The following is a 19,127-nucleotide window of genomic DNA, read 5'->3' as shown; positions in this document are numbered from 1 at the left end:
GATTTTATATTTTGACAGAGTTTTTTATTTATAACCTTAAAAAAATCTTAATCCCTATTCATTTTTGCACATTTTACTTAAATTTGACAAAAAAATAGAAGCCTTGAGAAAATATATATATGCTGTAGTTTTACTATTTTCAATCTTTATTGGAAATGCACAAACACCTACTCAACCTATTGCACCAGCTAATCCAAATGCAATAAGAATTTTACATTCCGATTTTATTGATAAAAACCAAATTGAAATACCTGGCGCGATTGTCTTTACCGGAAATGTTCAAGTTGAACATAATGGTGTAAGAATCAATTGTAATAAAGCCTATCATTATACAGATGAAGATTATGTAAAAGCTTTCGGAAACGTGCAATTAAATCAAGGTGATACGATTGTAATGAATAGTCGTTATGCTGAATATAATGGAAAAACATTACTAGCATATGCAACTGGTGATGTTAATTTACGTTCACCAGATTCAAACTTAACAACAGATACAATCTATTTTGACAGAAACAAACAAGAAGCATTTTATAGAAGTTGGGGAACAATCACAAATAAAGAAAACACTTTGAAAAGTAAATCGGGTAGATACTTTTTAAACAGTAAAAAATATGTTTTCAAAACAGCGGTAACAGTTGTAAATCCACAAGTAACGATAAAAACGAATAACTTAGATTTCTACGATAATTCTGGTCATGCTTACGTTTATGGACCAAGTACCATTACAAGTAAAGAAAACGTAATCCATACATCAAATGGATTTTACGACACTAAAAACGATGTTGGAAAACTACTCGATAAATCAAAAATTGTATATAATAATAGAGAAATTGAAGGCGATGATATCAATTATGATAAAAAGAAAAATTTCGCCAAAGCCACCAATAATGTTAGAATTACGGACACTATAAATAACATGGTCGCAACCGGACATTATGCTGAATTATACCGTAATATTGGTGGAACCAAAAAAGATTCGATGTTTATTACTAAAAAAGCATTGATTAAAACGCTAGTTGAAAAAGACACCATGTATCTTCATGGTAAAAAAATATTAGTTACCGGTCCACAAGAAGATAGAACCATTAGAGCTTTTAATAATGTTCGATTCTTTAAAACCGATATGAGTGGTAAATGTGATTCTATTCATTCAAACAACAAAACACAATTAACAAAATTGATTGGAAAACCCGTACTTTGGAATAATGAAAACCAAATGACAGGTGATGAAATTCATTTAGTTGGAAATAATAAAACCGAAAAACTCGATTCCTTAAAAATTTTAAACAATGCCTTTTTAATTCAAAAAGACACTATTGGTGAAGACAATTACAATCAAGTTAAAGGTCAGGTTTTATATGGAAAATTCCGAGATAATAAATTATATCAAGTCGATTTAATCAAAAATACTGAAAAACTCTATTTCATGTATAATGACAAAAACGAATTGGTTGGAATCGACAAAGGTGTTTCTAGTAGTATCAATATGCAATTAGAAGACAATAAAATTGTAGAATTAACTTCTTTCAAACAAATTTTAAGCAATACCTATCCCGATAAAGATTTTCCTAAAAATGCAAGGCGACTTCGAGGTTTTGTTTGGCGAATTGATGAAAAAATAACTTCGTTAGATAATATTTTTCCAGATGATGAAAAAGAAATCGACGCCAAAGTAAAAATAGAAACCAAAAAGAAAGAATCTGAAGAGCAAAAACCTATGGACGTTTTGAAAGAAACTACAGATTATGGAAAGTCTGATAAGAAAGGGATAAATAAAAAGGCAAAAGGAACAAGTAAAAAGGCAAAAAAATAGTTTTCAGTTACAGTTTTTAGTGTTCAGTAATTTTTAAAACCACAAACAATAAACCACAAACATATTCATGTTACAAGATTTCTTCAAATATCAAGCGCAAACCTCTCCTCATCCATTAGCAATAGAAATTTCTCATGCTAAAGGTTCTTATATTTATGATACTGATAATAATAAATATTTAGATTTTGTGGCTGGAGTTTCGGCTTGTAGTTTAGGACATCAAAATGAACGTGTTAATAATGCCATAAAAGACCAATTAGACAAATATTCTCATGTAATGGTGTATGGCGAATATGCCCAACATCCGGCAACTGAATATTGTAAATTATTAGCTTCACATCTTCCCAATACGTTAAACAAAGTGTATTTGGTAAATTCAGGAACGGAAGCAACGGAAGGCGCTTTAAAATTAGCTAGAAGAATTACAGGAAGAAGTCAACTTATCTCATGTCACAATGCATATCATGGCAATACTATGGGAAGTTTAAGTGTGATGGGTTTTGAAGAACGCAAACAAGTATTCCGACCATTAATTCCAGATGTTGATTTTATTACTTTCAATAAAGAAGCCGATTTAGAAAAAATCACTACAAAAACAGCTGGAATTATATTAGAATCTATTCAAGGTGGTGCTGGTTTCATTCAACCAGAAAACGGTTTTTTAAGAAAAGTTAGAGAACGTTGTACCGAAGTTGGTGCGATGTTAATTATAGATGAAATTCAACCTGGTTTCGGTAGAACAGGAAAGTTATTCGGATTTGAAAACTACGATTGCGTTCCTGATATTATTGTTATTGGAAAAGGTATGGGCGGCGGAATGCCTGTCGGGGCTTTTGTTGCATCAGAAACACATATGGATTTATTAATGGACAATCCTAAATTAGGACATATTACTACTTTTGGTGGACATCCAGTAATTGCTGCAGCGTGTTTAGCAACGTTACAAGAAGTTACCGAAACGAATCTAATGGCAGAAACCTTAGAAAAAGAAAAACTTTTTAGAAAATTGTTAGTACATCCTTTAATTTCTGAAGTTCGAGGAAAAGGATTAATGTTAGCGGCTATGACAGAAAGTCCTGACATCACAACTGAAATCATCTTAAAATGTCACAAAAGAGGACTTATTTTATTTTGGTTACTTTTTGAAGGAAAAGCAATTAGAATTACACCGCCATTAACTATTTCAAACGAAGAAATTGAAGAAGGCTGCAAAATCCTTTTAGAAGTAATGGATGAAGTACATTCCAAAAAATAATTGTAAATAATTCATTCATTTTCAATTAATCATTTACCCTTTTTTATTATAAATCCTAAGCAGAATCTTGAATCACATTGATTTTTTGTTAATTAAATTGTTCAAAACATATAGTTGGCAAGGATATTGTACACTTATTAATTGAGTAATTTTATTATAGAAATTTTAATACTCATTGCTATGAATATGAGTCACGAAGAAGAAGCCGACGATTACAATTTATCTTTATCTAAATTCGAATCAATGTTAAAAACCAATAAAGTGTTTTTCTTTGATTCTGAAGAGTTTGAAGATATTATCTTGCATTATATGGATACGGGCAGACTGAGCTTGGCCAAAAAAGCTTTGAGATTAGGCTTAGAACAACATCCAAAATCTTCAGGTTTAAAATTAGTTCATGTTGAAATATTAATTTATGAAGACAAAATTGAACAAGCCGAAAAAATTCTCAACGAAATAGCTTTATTGGAACCAACAAACGAAGAAGTATATATTCAGCGTGCCAATATTTGTTCAAAAAGAGACCAACACGAAAAAGCCATAGATAATCTTTTTATCGCTTTAAAATATACAGATGATGAAGCCGAAATTTATTCAATGATAGGTATGGAATACTTATTTATGGATCGATTAGAATTAGCTAAAGAAAACTTTATCAAATGTTTAGAACAAGACGAAGAAGATTATTCTGCTTTATATAACGTAGTGTATTGTTTTGATTTCTTAGATCAAAATCAAGAAGCTATTTATTATCTTGAAAAATTTATCGACAAAAACCCATATAGCGAAGTGGCTTGGCATCAATTAGGTCGTCAATTTTACGCTATAAAAAACTATGAAAAAGCAGTTTGGGCTTTCGATTACGCTTGTTTAATTGACGAAGGATTTCTAGGAGCCTTTTTAGAAAAAGCAAAATCTTTAGAAAAATTAAAACGTTATCAAGATGCTATTGATTGTTATAATATCACAATTGAATTAGACGATCCAACATCATTTGCGTATTTAAGAATTGGTAAATGCTATGAAAAATTAGGAAATAACGAAGAAGCTTTAAATTATTATTTGAAAACAGTTCATGAAGATCCGTTGTTAGATAAAGCTTGGATGACTATTACTGATTTTTACATCAAACAAAAAAATTACCAAAAATCATTGTATTACATCAATAAAGCAATTGGAATTGATGGTGAAAATCCATTATACTGGAGAAGATATGCAAATATCAATCAATTCTTAAATTACTTTGAAGAAGCTGAAGCAGGATATCGAAAAGCATTTGAATTTGGCGACATTGAATTAGACAATTTCTTATGCTGGTCGGATGTACTTTATGTTTTAGGTGAAAGTAGCGCAGCCATTGAAATCTTACAACAAGCAGCTGACTTATATCATAATGAACCGGAAATTTTATACCGTTTAGTAGGTTTGTATTTTAATACTGAAGAAGAATTTAATGCTATTGAAGGATTGAACTCTGCTTTATTAATCGATTATCATAAAAACTATATTTTAAAAGACTTGTTTCCAAATGTTTGGGAAAATGAAACCGTACAACGAATAATTAAAAATCACAATATTTAAGCCCCAATAATGGAATTTATCGACTTCTTATTACACTTTTTAAAAGACCCTTTAACCGTAATTAACCAATTAATAGAACAATACAATACGCTGATATATGTAATTTTATTTTTAGTTGTTTTTGTAGAAACAGGTTTCGTAATCATGCCTCTTTTACCTGGCGACTCAATGCTTTTTGCCATTGGAGTTATCGCAGCAACTACTGGAAAATTAAGTCTTGCCGTAATCATTCCGCTTTTAATTCTTGCGGCTCTTTTAGGGGATAATTTAAATTATTTTGTAGGTCATAAATTCGGTGAACTCATAAAAGAAAAGAAAAAAATCTTATTCTTAAAACGAGAATATATTGAAAAAACAGAAGATTTCTTTGAACAAAATGGTGGAAAAGCTGTAATTATGGCTCGTTTCGTACCTATTGTTAGAACCATTGCTCCTTTTGTGGCTGGAGCCGGAAGCATGAAATACAGAGTGTATATCTTAAATTGTATTCTTGGTGCTATTCTATGGGTTGCCGGGATTACATTATTAGGCTACTTTTTAGGTCAAATTGAAATTGTAAAAAATAATTTCGAAAAAGTGGTTTTAGGAATTGTAGTATTATCTGTTTTGCCTATTTTTATTAAAATTTTTAAATCGAAGTTTAAAAAAGCTTAATCTAAAAAAATCACTTATTACTAAAATTTGAATAAACAATTTAAAAAAAGTGAGAATCAATTTAGCCGCTAAAAAATAATTTTAAATTTATGAAAAAGAAATCACATAAGAAACAACGAAAGTTTGGACTTATCGGTAAGAATATTGACTATTCTTTTTCAAAAAAATACTTTACAGATAAATTTGCTATTAATCATTTTGATAATTGTGAATATGAAAACTATGATATTCCGAATATTAATCAATTTAAAGAAATAATAAAATCTTCAAAAGGCTTGGTGGGATTAAATGTTACCATTCCATACAAAGAAGAAATAATTCCGTATTTAGATAAATTATCAAAAAGTGCTAAAAAAATTGGGGCAGTTAATTGTATCACTATTTCTAAAAAGAAAAAATTAAAAGGTTATAATACAGACTTCTCTGGTTTTAAAAAATCCATTAAACCTCTTATAAAAGAACATCATAAAAAAGCTTTAATATTAGGTACAGGCGGCGCAAGTAAAGCCATTGCTTTTGCTTTCAAAAAATTAGATATTGAATTTGATTTTGTTTCTAGAGACCCTTCTGAATACGAATATAGTTATGAAGAATTAAATGAAGATATTTTTTCAGAATATCATATTGTAGTAAATACAACTCCAATTGGAACTTTTCCTAACATGACGGAAGCTCCAGAACTTAATTATTCACTATTTACTCCAAAACATATCGCATTCGATTTGGTTTATAATCCTGAAGAAACAACTTTCCTTAAAAAAGCCAGAAAAGCGGGTGCTGTAACTAAAAACGGATACCAAATGCTTGTTAATCAAGCAGAAAAAGCATGGTTAATCTGGAATAAGTAGCATTTTGTCATAAATAAGTTCAATTTCTTTGAATTTTCAACTGCCTTTAGTATCTTCGAACCTTAAACTTAAGCATATTAGACATGTTAGAAGAATTGAATGATAACCTGCATCAAGCAGATGGACAAGAAAATGTAGACCAAATTGAGAACGTAACTATTGATTCTCAAAATGATAGCGAAGAAACAGTATCAAACTCGAATGAAATAGAAGCTATTACAATAGAAAATCAAACACCAACATCTGCACAAGATGAAATTGACAATCATTTAGCGGAATCAAGCGAAGATGGTTCCATTCTTGCAGATTTAGATATTCCAACAAAAGATTACGAAAACTTATCTTTAGAAGAATTAGTTGATGAATTATCAACTTTCGTTGGACACGAAAATGCTTTACATTTCAAAATTCAAATTGAAGATATTAAAAGAGCTTTTTTAAATCATTATCACCATTTAATTGAAGAAAAGCGTACTGCTTTTTATGCTGAAAATGATGCTTCAGCTGAATTTGAATACCACTCACCTCTTAAAGTAAAATTTGATCATTTATTAGACACGTATCGTCAAAAAAGAAATGCAAATTTCAACAATATTCAAAACCAATTAAAAGCCAACTTATCAAAAAGAACGGAACTTATTGAAGAATTAAAATCGTTAATTGCCAATAATGATTCGAATATTTCTGATATGTTTAAAAAATTCAACGACATTAGAGAACGTTGGAAAAACACAGGCGCTATACCAAAAGACAAATACAATTTAGTTTGGAATAATTTCCATTTTCACGTAGATCGTTTTTACGAAATTGTACATTTGGATAGAGAAATTAGAGATGCCGATTTTAAAAATAACTTAGAACAAAAGTTAGAAATTATTGAAAAGGCAAAAGCATTAGTTAACTTACCAGATGTTACTAAAGCTTTCCGTGAATTACAATTATTACACCGTATTTGGAAAGAAGAAATCGGTCCAGTTGACAAAGAACACAGAGAAAAAATTTGGCATGATTTCAGTGAAATTACAAAACAATTACACGATAAACGTGAAGCGTTAGCTTCTCAATTCAAAGAAAAAGAACAAGAAAACTTGAATCAAAAAAATGCAGTTATTTCTAAAATAAATGACTTGTGTCAAGAAAAGTGTTCTTCTCATGCGGATTGGCAAAACCAAATTGTAAAATTAGAAGCACTACGTGAAGATTTTTTCAAATTAGGTAGAGTTCCATCTGAAGTTTCTGAAACTACTTGGACAAACTTTAAAAACGCGGTTCGTAATTTCAATGCTAATAAAAATGCTTTTTACAAAGACATTAAAAACGAACAACACCATAATTTAGAGTTAAAATTAGCTTTAATTGAAAAAGCAAAATCATTTGTAAATACAGAAGATTTTGATGCTACTACTCCAATTATGAAACAAATTCAGGAAGATTGGAAAAAAATTGGTCATGTACCAAGAAAACAATCGGATGAAATTTGGGACACGTTTAAGAAAACTTGTAACGCTTATTTCGACAGATTACACGAATCTAGAAAAGAAGAAATTGCTGTAGAAGTTGAAGCTTTTGAAAAGAAAAAAGAATACTTAGAAACGTTACGTACTTTCGAATTAGTGGGCGATCACAAAACCGATTTAGATGCCATAAAAGCTCATATTGCTACTTGGAAAGAAATGGGTAAAGTGCCACAAAATCGTCGTCATATTGAAGGTAAATTCAATAAAATTTTAGATGCTTTATTTGAAAAACTAAGCTTATCTAAAAAAGATTCAGAAATGATGAAATTCAACAATCGTTTAGAGCAACTTTCGGAAGGAAACGACCAAAGAGCTATTGCAAACGAACAAATTTTCATCCGTAGAAAAATTGACGAATTGAAACATGAAATCAATCAATTAGAAAACAATATTGGCTTTTTTAGCAATGCAAAAGGAAACAATCCATTAATTAAAGAAGTTCAAAAAAATATTGAAAAACATAAAGAGGAATTACAACTTTGGAAAGACAAATTGAAAAAGTTAAACAATTCAATCTAAAAATAAGAAGACCGTGAAAACGGTCTTTTTTTTATACTTATAGTAAGAAAATAGTATATTTGAGTATATAAATTAAGATGAAACTAGAATTATATCAAATTGATGCTTTTACAAATAGGATTTTTGGCGGAAATCCAGCATGTGTTGTACCTTTAAAAGAATGGTTACCTGATCATCTTCTATTGCAAATTGCTAAAGAAAATGCTGTAGCTGAAACTGCTTTTTTTATTGATAAAGGCGAAAAAATTCATTTACGTTGGTTTACTCCAGATATCGAAATGGATTTGTGTGGTCATGCAACATTAGCAACGGCGCACTGTTTAAAATCGATTCTTAATTATCCAAATGAGACCATAATTTTTGAAACGTTAAGTGGTGATTTAACTGTTGAAGTAAGAGACGATTTTTATTTTTTAGATTTTCCTTCAAGAATGCCTATCAAAAGTGAGTTGCCTGAACTTATTTCAAAATCATTAAGTAGTCAACCTCTTGAAACATATAAAGCAAGAGATTATGTTTTAGTTTTTGAATCGGAATACGACATAAAACACTTGAAAATAAACCGACAATATTTTGATCAAATCAATTTAGATCCGGGCGGTGTAATTGTAACTGCAAAAGGAAATAATTGCGATTTTGTTTCGAGATTTTTTACTCCACAAGCTACTATTTTAGAAGATCCAGTTACTGGATCAGCACATTGTTCTTTAATTCCTTTTTGGGCAAATCGTTTAGATAAAAACGAATTAAAAGCCATACAATTATCAGATAGAATTGGAAACTTAAATTGTTCAAATAAAGTAGATAGAGTTATTATTAGTGGACAAGCTAGAACCTATTCTGTAGGATGTTTTTGGATTGATTAATCAGTTCCTTTTAAATTCTATTTACTAAAAAGTTATCATCAATAAAATATTTATTTTTTTAAAATAACATGAAAACAATTAACATACTATTTCTAATTAGCTGTATTACTATAAGTTGTCATTCAAATCAAACTGAAAAAGAAAAGAAAACGGATTTAGTAAATACTCAATTAATTACAAAAAAAGATAGTTTAAAAGGAATAAACAAGAAAAATAAAAATTCATCACAATGTTTGTGTTTTGACGGAATTGGATCGAAAAAAGGCAATGAACCGATACATACTTTTGAATTTACTAATGGGAAAAAAATTATTGTTTGTGGTTACTTAGAAACAGAATCTGAAGATATAACTATTTCCGAGTTTAATATATTTGATTGTGAAACCGAAAAACCTTTAGTGGAATATGGTGCTACTCGAATTTGTAAAATTGTTAAAAAGAAAGATACTTTGCAGATAAACGAATACACTAATTTACCAATTTTGAAAAACTTCGAATGGAAACTAGTTAAAATAGGCAAACAAACTATTACAACTAAAAATAATCAATTTATTATATCTAAAATTGTTCCCGATCTAGAAAAATTTCAAATTGATGAAGTTGTTGCAGAAAAGTTTTTAAAAAACCTAAAAAAAGGACAAGGATTTGGAGAAAATTGGGAAACTGAAATATGTTTTTTAGAAGTGCTTTCATTAAAAGGAAATGAAAAAGCCTGGAATATTTTGAAAAATTATGAAACTTTTATTGGACAAGAAACTGATGGTGCTATAGCAGAAACCTGGAAAGATGCCGTTTCATTGGTTGAATGGGTAAAAAAATATAAATAATAACTTCTACCTCCCAAAACTATACTCCTTCTCTACTTTAGCAATTCGAACCGTATAGTTTTCATACCATTTTTGTCTGCCTAAAAATTGCGCATCCAAATGATCTAGGTTTTGTTTCCAATTGGAAATCGCCTCTAAGCTTTCCCAATACGAAACGGTAATTCCAATTTCATTTCTTGCCGATTCAACACCTAAAAATCCAGGTTGTTGTTTTGCTAACGCTACCATTTTAGCTCCCATTTCAGCATAATTATCATCAATTTCGGTTCGTGTAGAAGTAAATATTACAGCGTAGTAAGGTATTTGCATAAATTAGTTTTTTAAGAAACATTAGTTTCATATTAGCTAAAAAAGCTTCGCTTGATATAGAAACACAAAGTATAAAAATAGTAATTCTAAATTAAATTCATCATAAACTTTTCACATTTGCCTTATCACTTTTCACTATTAAAACTCAAATCTTCAAGCTTCAAACTACCAACTTCTCACTCAAACTACAATTCATCCTTAAAAAATTACAATTCGGTAGTTTTAAATTTCAAACCTGTAATTTCTAACGCAACTTTGCTTCATCAAATTAGAAGAATAAAAAACAAATTTGATAGACACTTCGATAAGATCAGTGTGTCAATCAAATCAACAAAAAACAAATAAACGTTAAACTAAAAAAAAAAAGAAATCATGGTAAAATTAATCACAACAGTAGCATTTGTATTAGTAAGTTTTTTAACATCTGCACAAACCCAATATGAAAAAGGAATGAGTAGTGCTTTACAATTATGGGGCGAAGGTAAAAACACAGAAGCTATCGCACAATTTGAAAGAATTGCCTCAGTAGAAAAAACGAACTGGTTACCAAAGTATTATATTGCTGCTATTAACACCTTTCAAGCTTTTGGAGAACAAGACAAAGAAAAAATGAAAACATTATTGGATGCCGCTCAAAAAGCACAAGATGAAATCAATGCTCTTGCGCCAGACAATGCTGAAGTTTTAGTAATGCAAGCGATGATTCATACCGCTTGGATTGTTTACGACCCAATGACAAACGGACAAAAATTATATGGCGATGTAATGTTTATTTATGGAAAAGCAGAAAAAATAGCACCAAATAATCCAAGAGTAGTCTTCAATAAAGCAAGTTTTGAAAAAGGTGGCGCACAATATTTTGGTGGAGATACCAAACCAATGTGTGAAAAGATTAAAGCTTCTTTAGAATTATTTGCTAATTTTAAACCTGAAACACCCTTTCACCCAACTTGGGGATTAGAAAGAGCTAAAAAAGAAGCAGAAAGCTGTAAGTAAAAAACTTATATTTACGAAACGTATACATTCAATTTGAAAATTAAAAATGATGATCAATACATTAATAAAAGAAATACCAAGAGCTTTAATAATATCAATATCCATTTTTATTGTGTTAGTATTAATACGATTACTTACTGGAATTTCAATAGCCCTTGATAATAATTTATTAGTAAATTTTGGCTACTCAATGTTGTACGGATTATCGTTATACTTTGCCAATGCAATTGTTTTCATTTATTTAGAAAGAACTTATCAATCAAAATACCCGCTAAAAAGAATAATAACCGGATTTATCTCTTCGTTTTTAGTATCGATTTCTGTAATATTCTTATTAAGAGTATTTGAAGATGTAATTATTGAACAACGTTCTTTTTCAGAATATTTAAAACAAGAATCCTTTTCAAATTATTTCGTTTCAATTATCATAACATTTGTTGTTACACTGGCATTTCACACGTTTTATTTTTACAAAGCGTACAACGAAAATAAAGTTAAGGAACAAAAAATAATTGCTAGTTCAGCTTCGGCACAATTAGAAAGTTTAAAAAATCAAATCGACCCGCATTTTCTTTTCAATAGTTTGAATGTTTTGAGTTCATTAATTGAAGAAAATCCAGAAGCAGCACAAAAGTTCACTACATCTTTATCCAAAGTATATCGCTATGTTTTAGAACAAAAAGATAAAGAGTTGGTTTCGGTTGAAGAAGAATTAAAATTCGCAAAAACATATATGAATTTATTAAAAATGCGTTTTGAAAACAGTATCACTTTCGAATTGCCAGAAATTGAGATTGCTTCGGATCTCGCAATGACAGAAGAAGCAAAAGTGGTGCCACTATCGTTACAATTATTATTAGAAAACTGTATTAAACACAATATTGTTAGCGAACAAAAACCATTACATATCAAAATTTATATCGAAAACAACGAATTAATTATTGAAAATAACAAACAAATTAAAGAAGTTTTACAAGATAGAAAAGGTGTTGGATTACAAAATATAGTTAATCGTTACGCCATTTTAACCAAAAGAAATGTCATCATTCAAGAATCGGAAACTGTTTTTAAAGTGAAGTTGCCAATTCTAACTAAACAAATAATATCAATGGATACAAAAATAATAGAATCAGAAAACATGTCTTATGTAAGAGCTAAAGAACGTGTTGAAAAATTAAAAGGTTTTTATGGAAATTTAATTTCCTACTGTTGTGTCATTCCAGTATTAATCTTTATCAACTTAAGGACATCCGATTTCAATTGGTTTTGGTTTCCTATGTTAGGTTGGGGATTCGGATTAACCATGCACGCATTTGAAACATTCGGATATGGAAAATCTTGGGAAGAAAAGAAAATTCAAGAAATTTTGAACAAAGACAAAGAACAAAACAAAAAATGGAATTAATCATGGAAACAAATAATCAAGAATACGAAAGATATCAAGCTGCAAAAAAGAGAGTAAAAGAAATTAAAGGTTTTTATGGAAATTTAGTTTCTTACATTTTAGTGATTTCTTTTTTAACTTTTATCAACTTAAAATACACACCAGAACATTTATGGTTTTATTGGCCAATGTTAGGTTGGGGAATCGGATTGTTATTTCATGCCTTTGGTGTTTTCAACATAGTACCATTCTTTGGTAAAGATTGGGAAGAAAAGAAAATCAAAGAATTAATGGAAGAAGAAAATAAACAAAAAGATAAATTTCAATAACAACTTTAAAAAAGAAAGTATGGAAACTCAAGACAAAATAAAATATGAAGAAGCTTTACAAAAAGTCAGAAAAATTAAAGCTTTCTATGTACATTTAATAGTATTTATATTAGTTAATATTTATGTAATAATTAAAAAAACAAATCAAATCGACGAAGGAGAAACGATTTGGGATGCCTTTAAATTAGCTTTTTTCTGGGGAATTGGATTAGTATTTCATGGATTAAGAACTTTTGATTTAATTCCTTTCTTTGGAAAAGATTGGGAAGACAGAAAAGTGAAAGAATTGATGGATAAAGAAAAAAATCAAGATCGTAAATTTTAATTAAAGAATCATGAACACTCAAGACGATATTAAATATAAAGAAGCCTTAAAGAGAGTTAAAAAAATTAAAGGTTTTTATTCTCATGCTGCAGTGTATCTTTTAGTCAATATTATGATTGTATTCATTAATATTCGCGATTTAGAACCTGGTGAAAGTTATTTCCAATTTAAAAACTTTCTAACAGCATTTTTCTGGGGAATTGGTTTGTTAGCTCATGGCTTATCTGTTTTTATGCCTAATTGGATTATGGGAGAAAATTGGGAAGAACGTAAAATCAAAGAATACATGGAAAAAGAAAAACAAAACAAAGAAATGTGGCAATAAGTTCAATTTTGTTGAATTTGAAAATTAAAACTTAATGAATATAATTATTATAGAAGACGAAAAACCAGCAGCTCGATTACTACAACGAAAAGTTGAAAAATTAGGGTTAGAAGTAAAAACGATGTTGCATTCTGTTGAAGAAGCCATTAATTGGTTCAACAACAATTCGCATCCAGATTTAATCTTTTTAGATATACAATTATCTGACGGTTTGTCTTTTGAAATATTTGAAGCAATTGATATTAAAAGTGCTATCATCTTCACAACAGCATATGATGAATATGCGTTACGAGCTTTTAAATTAAACAGTATCGATTATTTATTAAAACCAATTGATGAAGACGATTTAGAAATTGCTGTCAATAAATTTAAAGCGAGAACCACTTCTCCATCTATGTCTTTAGATTTTGAAGCAATAAAAAGAATGTTGGTGAATCCTGCCGAAAAAGAATATAAAAAACGCTTTTCAGTAAAAATTGGAACGCAATTGAAGGTCATTACTATTGATGAAATTGAATGCATTTATAGCGAAAATAAAGGCACTTACATTCATACTTTAGATAATAGAAATTATTTAATTGACCATTCGTTAGAAGTCATAGAAAAAGAATTAGATCCGAATCAGTTCTTTAGAATCAGTCGAAAATTCATTATTCCAATGAATTCTGTAAAAGAAATCCAAATGCATTCTAATTCGCGTTTAAAAATAATTTTACCCTCGTACAAAGAAGACGAGGTTATTGTAGCCAGAGAAAAAGTATCTGATTTTAAAGATTGGTTAGGATAATAAAGATTTGTTAAATAGTTATAACACATAGAAATATCTCACTATTTTTGATAAAAAAGTAGATGAGATATTTTCGTTTTATACTAGCAATCGTTTTGTTTTCAAGTTTTACTTCCAATGCACAAGACTTGATTTCATTCAAAACTTACGATGAATTAAATGCCTATTTAAAGGAAAATAATTCTAAACCTTTAGTTGTAAATTTTTGGGCTACTTGGTGTGCTCCTTGTGTCAAAGAATTACCTTATTTTGAAAAACTAAATCAAGAAAATCAGAATGTAAAAGTAATTCTGGTTAGTTTAGATTTCGAAAAACAAGTAGAAAGTAAATTAAAACCATTCTTAAAAAAGAAAAAATACACCTCTACATCAATTTATTTAGCCGATAAAGATTATAACACTTGGTTGCCTAAAGTCGATAAAAACTGGTCGGGTTCAATTCCTGCAACATTGATCATAAAAGATGGGAAAATGACTTTTATAGAACAAGACTTTTCCAATTATGAAGAATTAAATACGTATGTAAATCAAACAATAACTAAATAAATATATCATGAAGAAATTTGGAATTTTTGCCTTATTTATGGTGATTTTAATGAGTTTTACAAACTCTACAGGTTATCAACCTGGCGACAAGGCTACCGATTTTAAATTGAAATCGGTTGATGGTAAAATGTACAGCATGGCAGATTATAAAGATGCCAAAGGATTTATTGTGGTTTTCACTTGTAATCATTGTCCGTTTGCCGTAAAATATGAAGATCGCGTAATTGAATTAGCAAAAAAATACAAACCAAAAGGTTATGTTTTATTAGCGATCAATCCGAATGATCCTGCAGCTGCACCAGATGATAGTTACGAATTAATGAAAGTGAGAGCCAAAGAAAAAGGTTTTACTTTTCCGTATTTATTTGATGAAGGTCAAAAGATATATCCACAATATGGCGCTACAAAAACTCCACATGTATTTTTATTAGACAAAAACTTAATTGTAAAATATATTGGTGCGATTGATGATAATGTAGAAGATGCAAAAGCGGTAAAAGAACACTATTTAGAAAATGCAATTGCTGCTTTAGAAAAAGGACAAGAACCTTCACCAGCAACTACAAAAGCTATTGGCTGTACCATTAAAGTAAAAAAATAAGGTTAATAAATTTTAAAAAAGCGTGAAGACAAATTGTTTTCACGCTTTTTTTATTATTTAAAATTTGGGAATGGAATTTCAATAAACCACATTAAAGTCATACCTACAATTCCCCCAATAAGTGTAATTGCAATAAAAAATTTAATAGTTTTTTCAGATGGATTTTCATTAACATTTCCAATACTTTTTATTGTTATTACTCCTGGATGATTTTCTAAAAATTTAGCTCCATTTTTAAAAAAAATAAAACGAAATAACATAATCCAAATCATAATTATTGAAAAATGAAAAATCAATACAATTGGATTCATTTTGGCTGGCTGCAAATATTCAAAAACAGAATTGGTCAATCCCAAACTATTACCTATACCAATAATAACCCAAGGAATAATACTAAAGATTAAAAAATTTTTAATTATTAATTTATATCCATTTTCTTTTTCTGGATTATCTACTATATATTTTTCAACTTTTTTCTTAATTATAAAAACATTAATGATAGTAAACAATATAAATAAAATCCAAAAATTCTTAAATACTATTTCCATCATTAATAAGTTTTACTATTTCTACTCTCCAACAACAAATAAAACTGCACACTAAATAAGAAAGTTGCTAAAACTAAGTGTAACGTCTGACTTCCAAAAGGGAAATTCATATAAGACATTACTACTCCAGTTAAGATTTCGAAAAGTAAAATTCGCACTATCCAATTTACTTTTTCAAAACCTAATTGTAAGTTTTTGTTTCGAAGTAATAAGTATAAATTCGCCAAGAAAACAACTATAGAAAAACTTCTGTGGAAATAGAAGCTCAATTCTGGTTTCAATAACCAAAATTCTTTTGGAGCGCCTGTTTTTTCAATAGTATCAACAAATTCACGAACATATGTTCCTAAAATAACTTGAACTATAGTAAAAAGCAACACAACAATTAAAGTAATATTGAATTTCTTATCAAACTTTCTAACAATGTTTTTAGCCGAAACTATATAAATAACATACAATTGTAAAGCAACAATTAAGAAGGCTGCTAACATGTGTGTCGTTATTTTAACTGGATTTAAAACCGAATCTACAACCGTTTTTCCTAACCAAGCTTGAAAGCCCATTAAAACGCAAACTAAGAAAGAATAAAGAACTATCTTTTTATTTTCTTTCCAATAACCAAAAGCAAATATAAACGTTACAAAACAAGCAATTCCTGCTAAAGCTCCACATAATCTATTGATATATTCCACCCAAGTATGCATCGGGTTAAAAATTGCATAATCATGCTTCGTATAAGGTTCCCAATTGTTTTGAGAAAAAGTTGAAGTGGCAACAAAATCTTCTTTCGCCACCAATAATGTTTCGTCTTTTATGATAACTTGTCCTTTATCATACGTTTTATTAGCCGTAAATTCTAATCCTTTTTGTTCTGTAGGAGGAATGTAATAACCGAAACATTTTGGCCAATCCGGACAACCCATTCCAGAACCTGTCATACGAACCAAAGCACCAGCTAAAATTACTAAATACACTAAAACTAATGCTGTTTTGGCAGCGGGTAGGAAATATTTTTTCATTTTTTTGAGTTTCAAAGTCGCAAAGATTCTAAGATTCAAAGACTTAATATTTCAAAGTAACAATGTTTAAAATCAAAACAACATTAATATTTTATTTATAAATTTTCTTTAATTTTTCTCATAAACGAACTCATCATACGTTCACATTCTCTACTATCTTTAAAAATCAATTTAAATTCATTTTCTGAAATATAATTTAAATTAAAAGCTATTTCAATTTGAGTTTGAAATTCAAATAAAGAACCAATTGAAATTTTTAAAAATCTATAAAAATCTTTATTTGAATCTCTACCAAATCCTTCAGCAATATTACTTGGTACAGAAACTGAACATCTTCTTATTTGAGACATTAGTCCAAATTGTTCATCTTTTGGAAATTTTGATGACAAAATATATGTTTTAGTAACTAAACTCATAGACTTTTGCCAAATTAATAAATCTCTAAATGTTTTCATTTTTATTTTGATTAAAAGGCATTTAATTTAAAAAAAGGCGTAAATAATTTTAAAAAAGAAAACTCAGTTTCTTTAAATTTTGAAACTCTGTTATTCTGCTACTTTGTCACTTTGTAACTTTGTAGCTTTGTAACTTTGTAACTTTGTAACTTTGCTACTTTGCTACTTTGCTACTCAACTACTCTGCTACTTTCAACCCCATTTTCTCAGCTTTCTTCATTACGAAATCTAAAGCTGGTTGGTATTCGTTCGGAATTTCACCTTCTAGAATTGCTTCTTTTACAGCTTCTTTCAACATACCAATTTCTCTACAAGGTTTCAAATTGAAAATCTCCATAATTTCTTCACCCGAAATAGGTGGTTGAAAAACTCTAACTCTATCCTTCTCTTCTACTTCAACAATTTTCTGACGAACAATTTTAAAGTTATTATGGTATTTTTGAAACTTTTTAGGATTTTTAGTTGTGATGTCGGCTTCACATAAAGTCATTAAATTTTCTACATCTTCACCAGCATCAAAAACCAAACGTCGCACAGCAGAATCCGTTACAATATCTTCTGCCAAAACAATTGGTCGAGAACTCATCATCACCATTTTTTGTACAAATTTCATTTTTTGGTTTAATGGCATGTGTAATCTTTCAAAGATTTTCTTTACCATTTTTCCACCTAAAAACTCGTGTCCGTGAAAGGTCCAACCTTGTTTTTTATTGAACTTCTTTGTAGGCGCTTTCCCAATATCATGTAATAAAGCAGACCAACGTAACCAAACATCATCGGTATTCGGACAAATATTATCTACTACTTCTAAGGTATGATAAAAATTATTTTTATGTGTCTGACCTTCAACTTCTTCTACATTATTTAAAGCGGTTAATTCTGGTAAAATAATATCTAATAATCCGGTTTTATATAAATGTAAAAATCCAATAGAAGGTTGTTCTGAAGATAAAATTTTGTTCAATTCATCCACAATTCGTTCTCCGGAAATAATTGAAATTCTATCTTTATTATTTGTGATGGATGCTAATGATTCACTTTCTATTTCAAAATTCAATTGAGTTGCAAATCGTATCGCACGCATCATACGTAATGGATCATCTGAATACGTAACATCTGGATTTAAAGGCGTTTTCAAAATTTTATTTTCCAAATCAGAAACACCATTAAACGGATCGACTAAATCGCCAAAATTATCTGCATTTAAAGAAAAAGCCATTGCATTAATGGTAAAATCTCTACGCTCTTGATCGTCTTGCAAAGTACCGTTTTCTACAATCGGATTTCTGCTATCATGTGTGTACGATTCTTTTCTCGCACCCACAAACTCGATATCCATGTCTTTATAACGTAACATTGCTGTTCCATAGTTTTTAAAAACTTGAACTTTTGGATTATTCGGTAAGATTTCAGAAACTTTTAAAGCTAATTCGATACCACTTCCAACAGCAACAATATCAATATCTTTTTTATGATTTCTTTCTAATAAAATATCACGAACAAAACCACCAATAACATAACATTCAAGATTTAATTCTTGAGCCGCTTGAGAAATGATTTTGAATATTTTATTATCTAAGTGTTTTTTGTAATTCATTGTGTTAATTTTCAATTTGACAATATG

Annotated in this window: 21 protein-coding genes; 16 read left to right on the top strand and 5 right to left on the bottom strand. The window is 29.3% G+C overall.

Annotated features, from left to right (window positions below; translation table 11 throughout):
* The first annotated feature begins 103 nt into the window (after positions 1-103).
* The 8 genes from BMY86_RS01775 (at position 104) to BMY86_RS01740 (ending at position 9,880) form a co-directional block, all read left to right on the top strand.
* On the top strand, positions 104-1,813 hold the full coding sequence (locus BMY86_RS01775) for an OstA-like protein (RefSeq protein WP_091464394.1): 1,710 nt from the start codon (positions 104-106) through the stop codon (positions 1,811-1,813).
* A gap of 67 nt (positions 1,814-1,880) precedes the next feature.
* A complete protein-coding gene (locus BMY86_RS01770; RefSeq protein WP_091464391.1) occupies positions 1,881-3,068 on the top strand; it encodes an aspartate aminotransferase family protein in 1,188 nt (395 codons plus the stop codon).
* A 180-nt stretch (positions 3,069-3,248) separates the two neighbouring features.
* Complete coding sequence (locus BMY86_RS01765) at positions 3,249-4,649, top strand: tetratricopeptide repeat protein (protein WP_091464389.1); 1,401 nt, start codon at positions 3,249-3,251, stop codon at positions 4,647-4,649.
* Between the two features lie 9 nt (positions 4,650-4,658).
* Positions 4,659-5,303: a VTT domain-containing protein gene (locus BMY86_RS01760; protein WP_091464386.1), complete on the top strand. Its 645-nt coding sequence runs from the start codon at positions 4,659-4,661 to the stop codon at positions 5,301-5,303.
* Positions 5,304-5,392: 89 nt separating this feature from the next.
* Positions 5,393-6,151, top strand: coding sequence for a shikimate dehydrogenase family protein (locus BMY86_RS01755; RefSeq protein WP_091464383.1), 759 nt, complete (start codon positions 5,393-5,395; stop codon positions 6,149-6,151).
* Between the two features lie 83 nt (positions 6,152-6,234).
* A complete protein-coding gene (locus BMY86_RS01750) occupies positions 6,235-8,187 on the top strand; it encodes a DUF349 domain-containing protein (protein WP_091464380.1) in 1,953 nt (650 codons plus the stop codon).
* Positions 8,188-8,264: 77 nt separating this feature from the next.
* Positions 8,265-9,053, top strand: coding sequence for a PhzF family phenazine biosynthesis protein (locus BMY86_RS01745; RefSeq protein ID WP_091464376.1), 789 nt, complete (start codon positions 8,265-8,267; stop codon positions 9,051-9,053).
* A 68-nt stretch (positions 9,054-9,121) separates the two neighbouring features.
* Entirely contained in the window at positions 9,122-9,880 is a 759-nt protein-coding gene (locus BMY86_RS01740; RefSeq protein ID WP_091464370.1) for a hypothetical protein, read from the top strand.
* 6 nt (positions 9,881-9,886) lie between these two features.
* On the opposite strand, the gene BMY86_RS01735 is transcribed toward BMY86_RS01740, so the two are convergent.
* Positions 9,887-10,189, bottom strand: a complete 303-nt coding sequence (locus BMY86_RS01735) for an antibiotic biosynthesis monooxygenase family protein (RefSeq protein WP_091464367.1) — start codon at positions 10,187-10,189, stop codon at positions 9,887-9,889.
* A gap of 372 nt (positions 10,190-10,561) precedes the next feature.
* Between BMY86_RS01735 and BMY86_RS01730 the strand changes: the two genes are divergently transcribed.
* From BMY86_RS01730 to BMY86_RS01695, 8 genes are all read left to right on the top strand, one after another.
* Entirely contained in the window at positions 10,562-11,185 is a 624-nt protein-coding gene (locus BMY86_RS01730) for a hypothetical protein (protein WP_091464364.1), read from the top strand.
* Positions 11,186-11,234: 49 nt separating this feature from the next.
* Positions 11,235-12,590 (top strand): 2TM domain-containing protein, encoded by a 1,356-nt coding sequence (locus BMY86_RS01725; protein ID WP_091464360.1) that lies wholly within the window; start codon positions 11,235-11,237, stop codon positions 12,588-12,590.
* The gene (locus BMY86_RS01720) at positions 12,581-12,898 is read left to right on the top strand and encodes a 2TM domain-containing protein (protein ID WP_245745584.1); all 318 of its coding nucleotides are present in this window, start codon (positions 12,581-12,583) and stop codon (positions 12,896-12,898) included. Before BMY86_RS01725 ends, BMY86_RS01720 begins: the two co-directional genes overlap by 10 nt.
* Before the next feature lie 19 nt (positions 12,899-12,917).
* The gene (locus BMY86_RS01715; protein ID WP_091464356.1) at positions 12,918-13,223 is read left to right on the top strand and encodes a 2TM domain-containing protein; all 306 of its coding nucleotides are present in this window, start codon (positions 12,918-12,920) and stop codon (positions 13,221-13,223) included.
* Positions 13,224-13,233: 10 nt separating this feature from the next.
* A complete protein-coding gene (locus BMY86_RS01710) occupies positions 13,234-13,548 on the top strand; it encodes a 2TM domain-containing protein (protein ID WP_091464353.1) in 315 nt (104 codons plus the stop codon).
* A gap of 34 nt (positions 13,549-13,582) precedes the next feature.
* Positions 13,583-14,335 (top strand): LytR/AlgR family response regulator transcription factor, encoded by a 753-nt coding sequence (locus BMY86_RS01705; RefSeq protein ID WP_091464349.1) that lies wholly within the window; start codon positions 13,583-13,585, stop codon positions 14,333-14,335.
* Positions 14,336-14,397: 62 nt separating this feature from the next.
* Complete coding sequence (locus BMY86_RS01700; protein ID WP_091464345.1) at positions 14,398-14,880, top strand: TlpA family protein disulfide reductase; 483 nt, start codon at positions 14,398-14,400, stop codon at positions 14,878-14,880.
* A gap of 7 nt (positions 14,881-14,887) precedes the next feature.
* A complete protein-coding gene (locus BMY86_RS01695; protein WP_091464342.1) occupies positions 14,888-15,481 on the top strand; it encodes a thioredoxin family protein in 594 nt (197 codons plus the stop codon).
* A gap of 53 nt (positions 15,482-15,534) precedes the next feature.
* Here the strand turns inward: BMY86_RS01695 and BMY86_RS01690 are convergent, their stop codons facing one another.
* The 4 genes from BMY86_RS01690 to BMY86_RS01675 form a co-directional block, all read right to left on the bottom strand.
* Positions 15,535-16,032 (bottom strand): hypothetical protein, encoded by a 498-nt coding sequence (locus tag BMY86_RS01690; protein WP_091464339.1) that lies wholly within the window; start codon positions 16,030-16,032, stop codon positions 15,535-15,537.
* Positions 16,032-17,048, bottom strand: a complete 1,017-nt coding sequence (locus tag BMY86_RS01685) for a COX15/CtaA family protein (RefSeq protein ID WP_091464335.1) — start codon at positions 17,046-17,048, stop codon at positions 16,032-16,034. The genes BMY86_RS01690 and BMY86_RS01685 overlap by 1 nt, the downstream gene beginning before the upstream one ends.
* Positions 17,049-17,143: 95 nt before the next feature.
* Entirely contained in the window at positions 17,144-17,503 is a 360-nt protein-coding gene (locus tag BMY86_RS01680; protein WP_091464332.1) for a four helix bundle protein, read from the bottom strand.
* A gap of 178 nt (positions 17,504-17,681) precedes the next feature.
* Entirely contained in the window at positions 17,682-19,100 is a 1,419-nt protein-coding gene (locus tag BMY86_RS01675) for a CCA tRNA nucleotidyltransferase (RefSeq protein WP_091464329.1), read from the bottom strand.
* Positions 19,101-19,127: the final 27 nt, after the last annotated feature.

The organism is Flavobacterium urocaniciphilum (assembly GCF_900110615.1).
In the GTDB taxonomy this organism is placed as follows: Bacteria; Bacteroidota; Bacteroidia; order Flavobacteriales; family Flavobacteriaceae; genus Flavobacterium; species Flavobacterium urocaniciphilum.
This window is presented reverse-complemented; position numbering and strand designations above follow the sequence as displayed.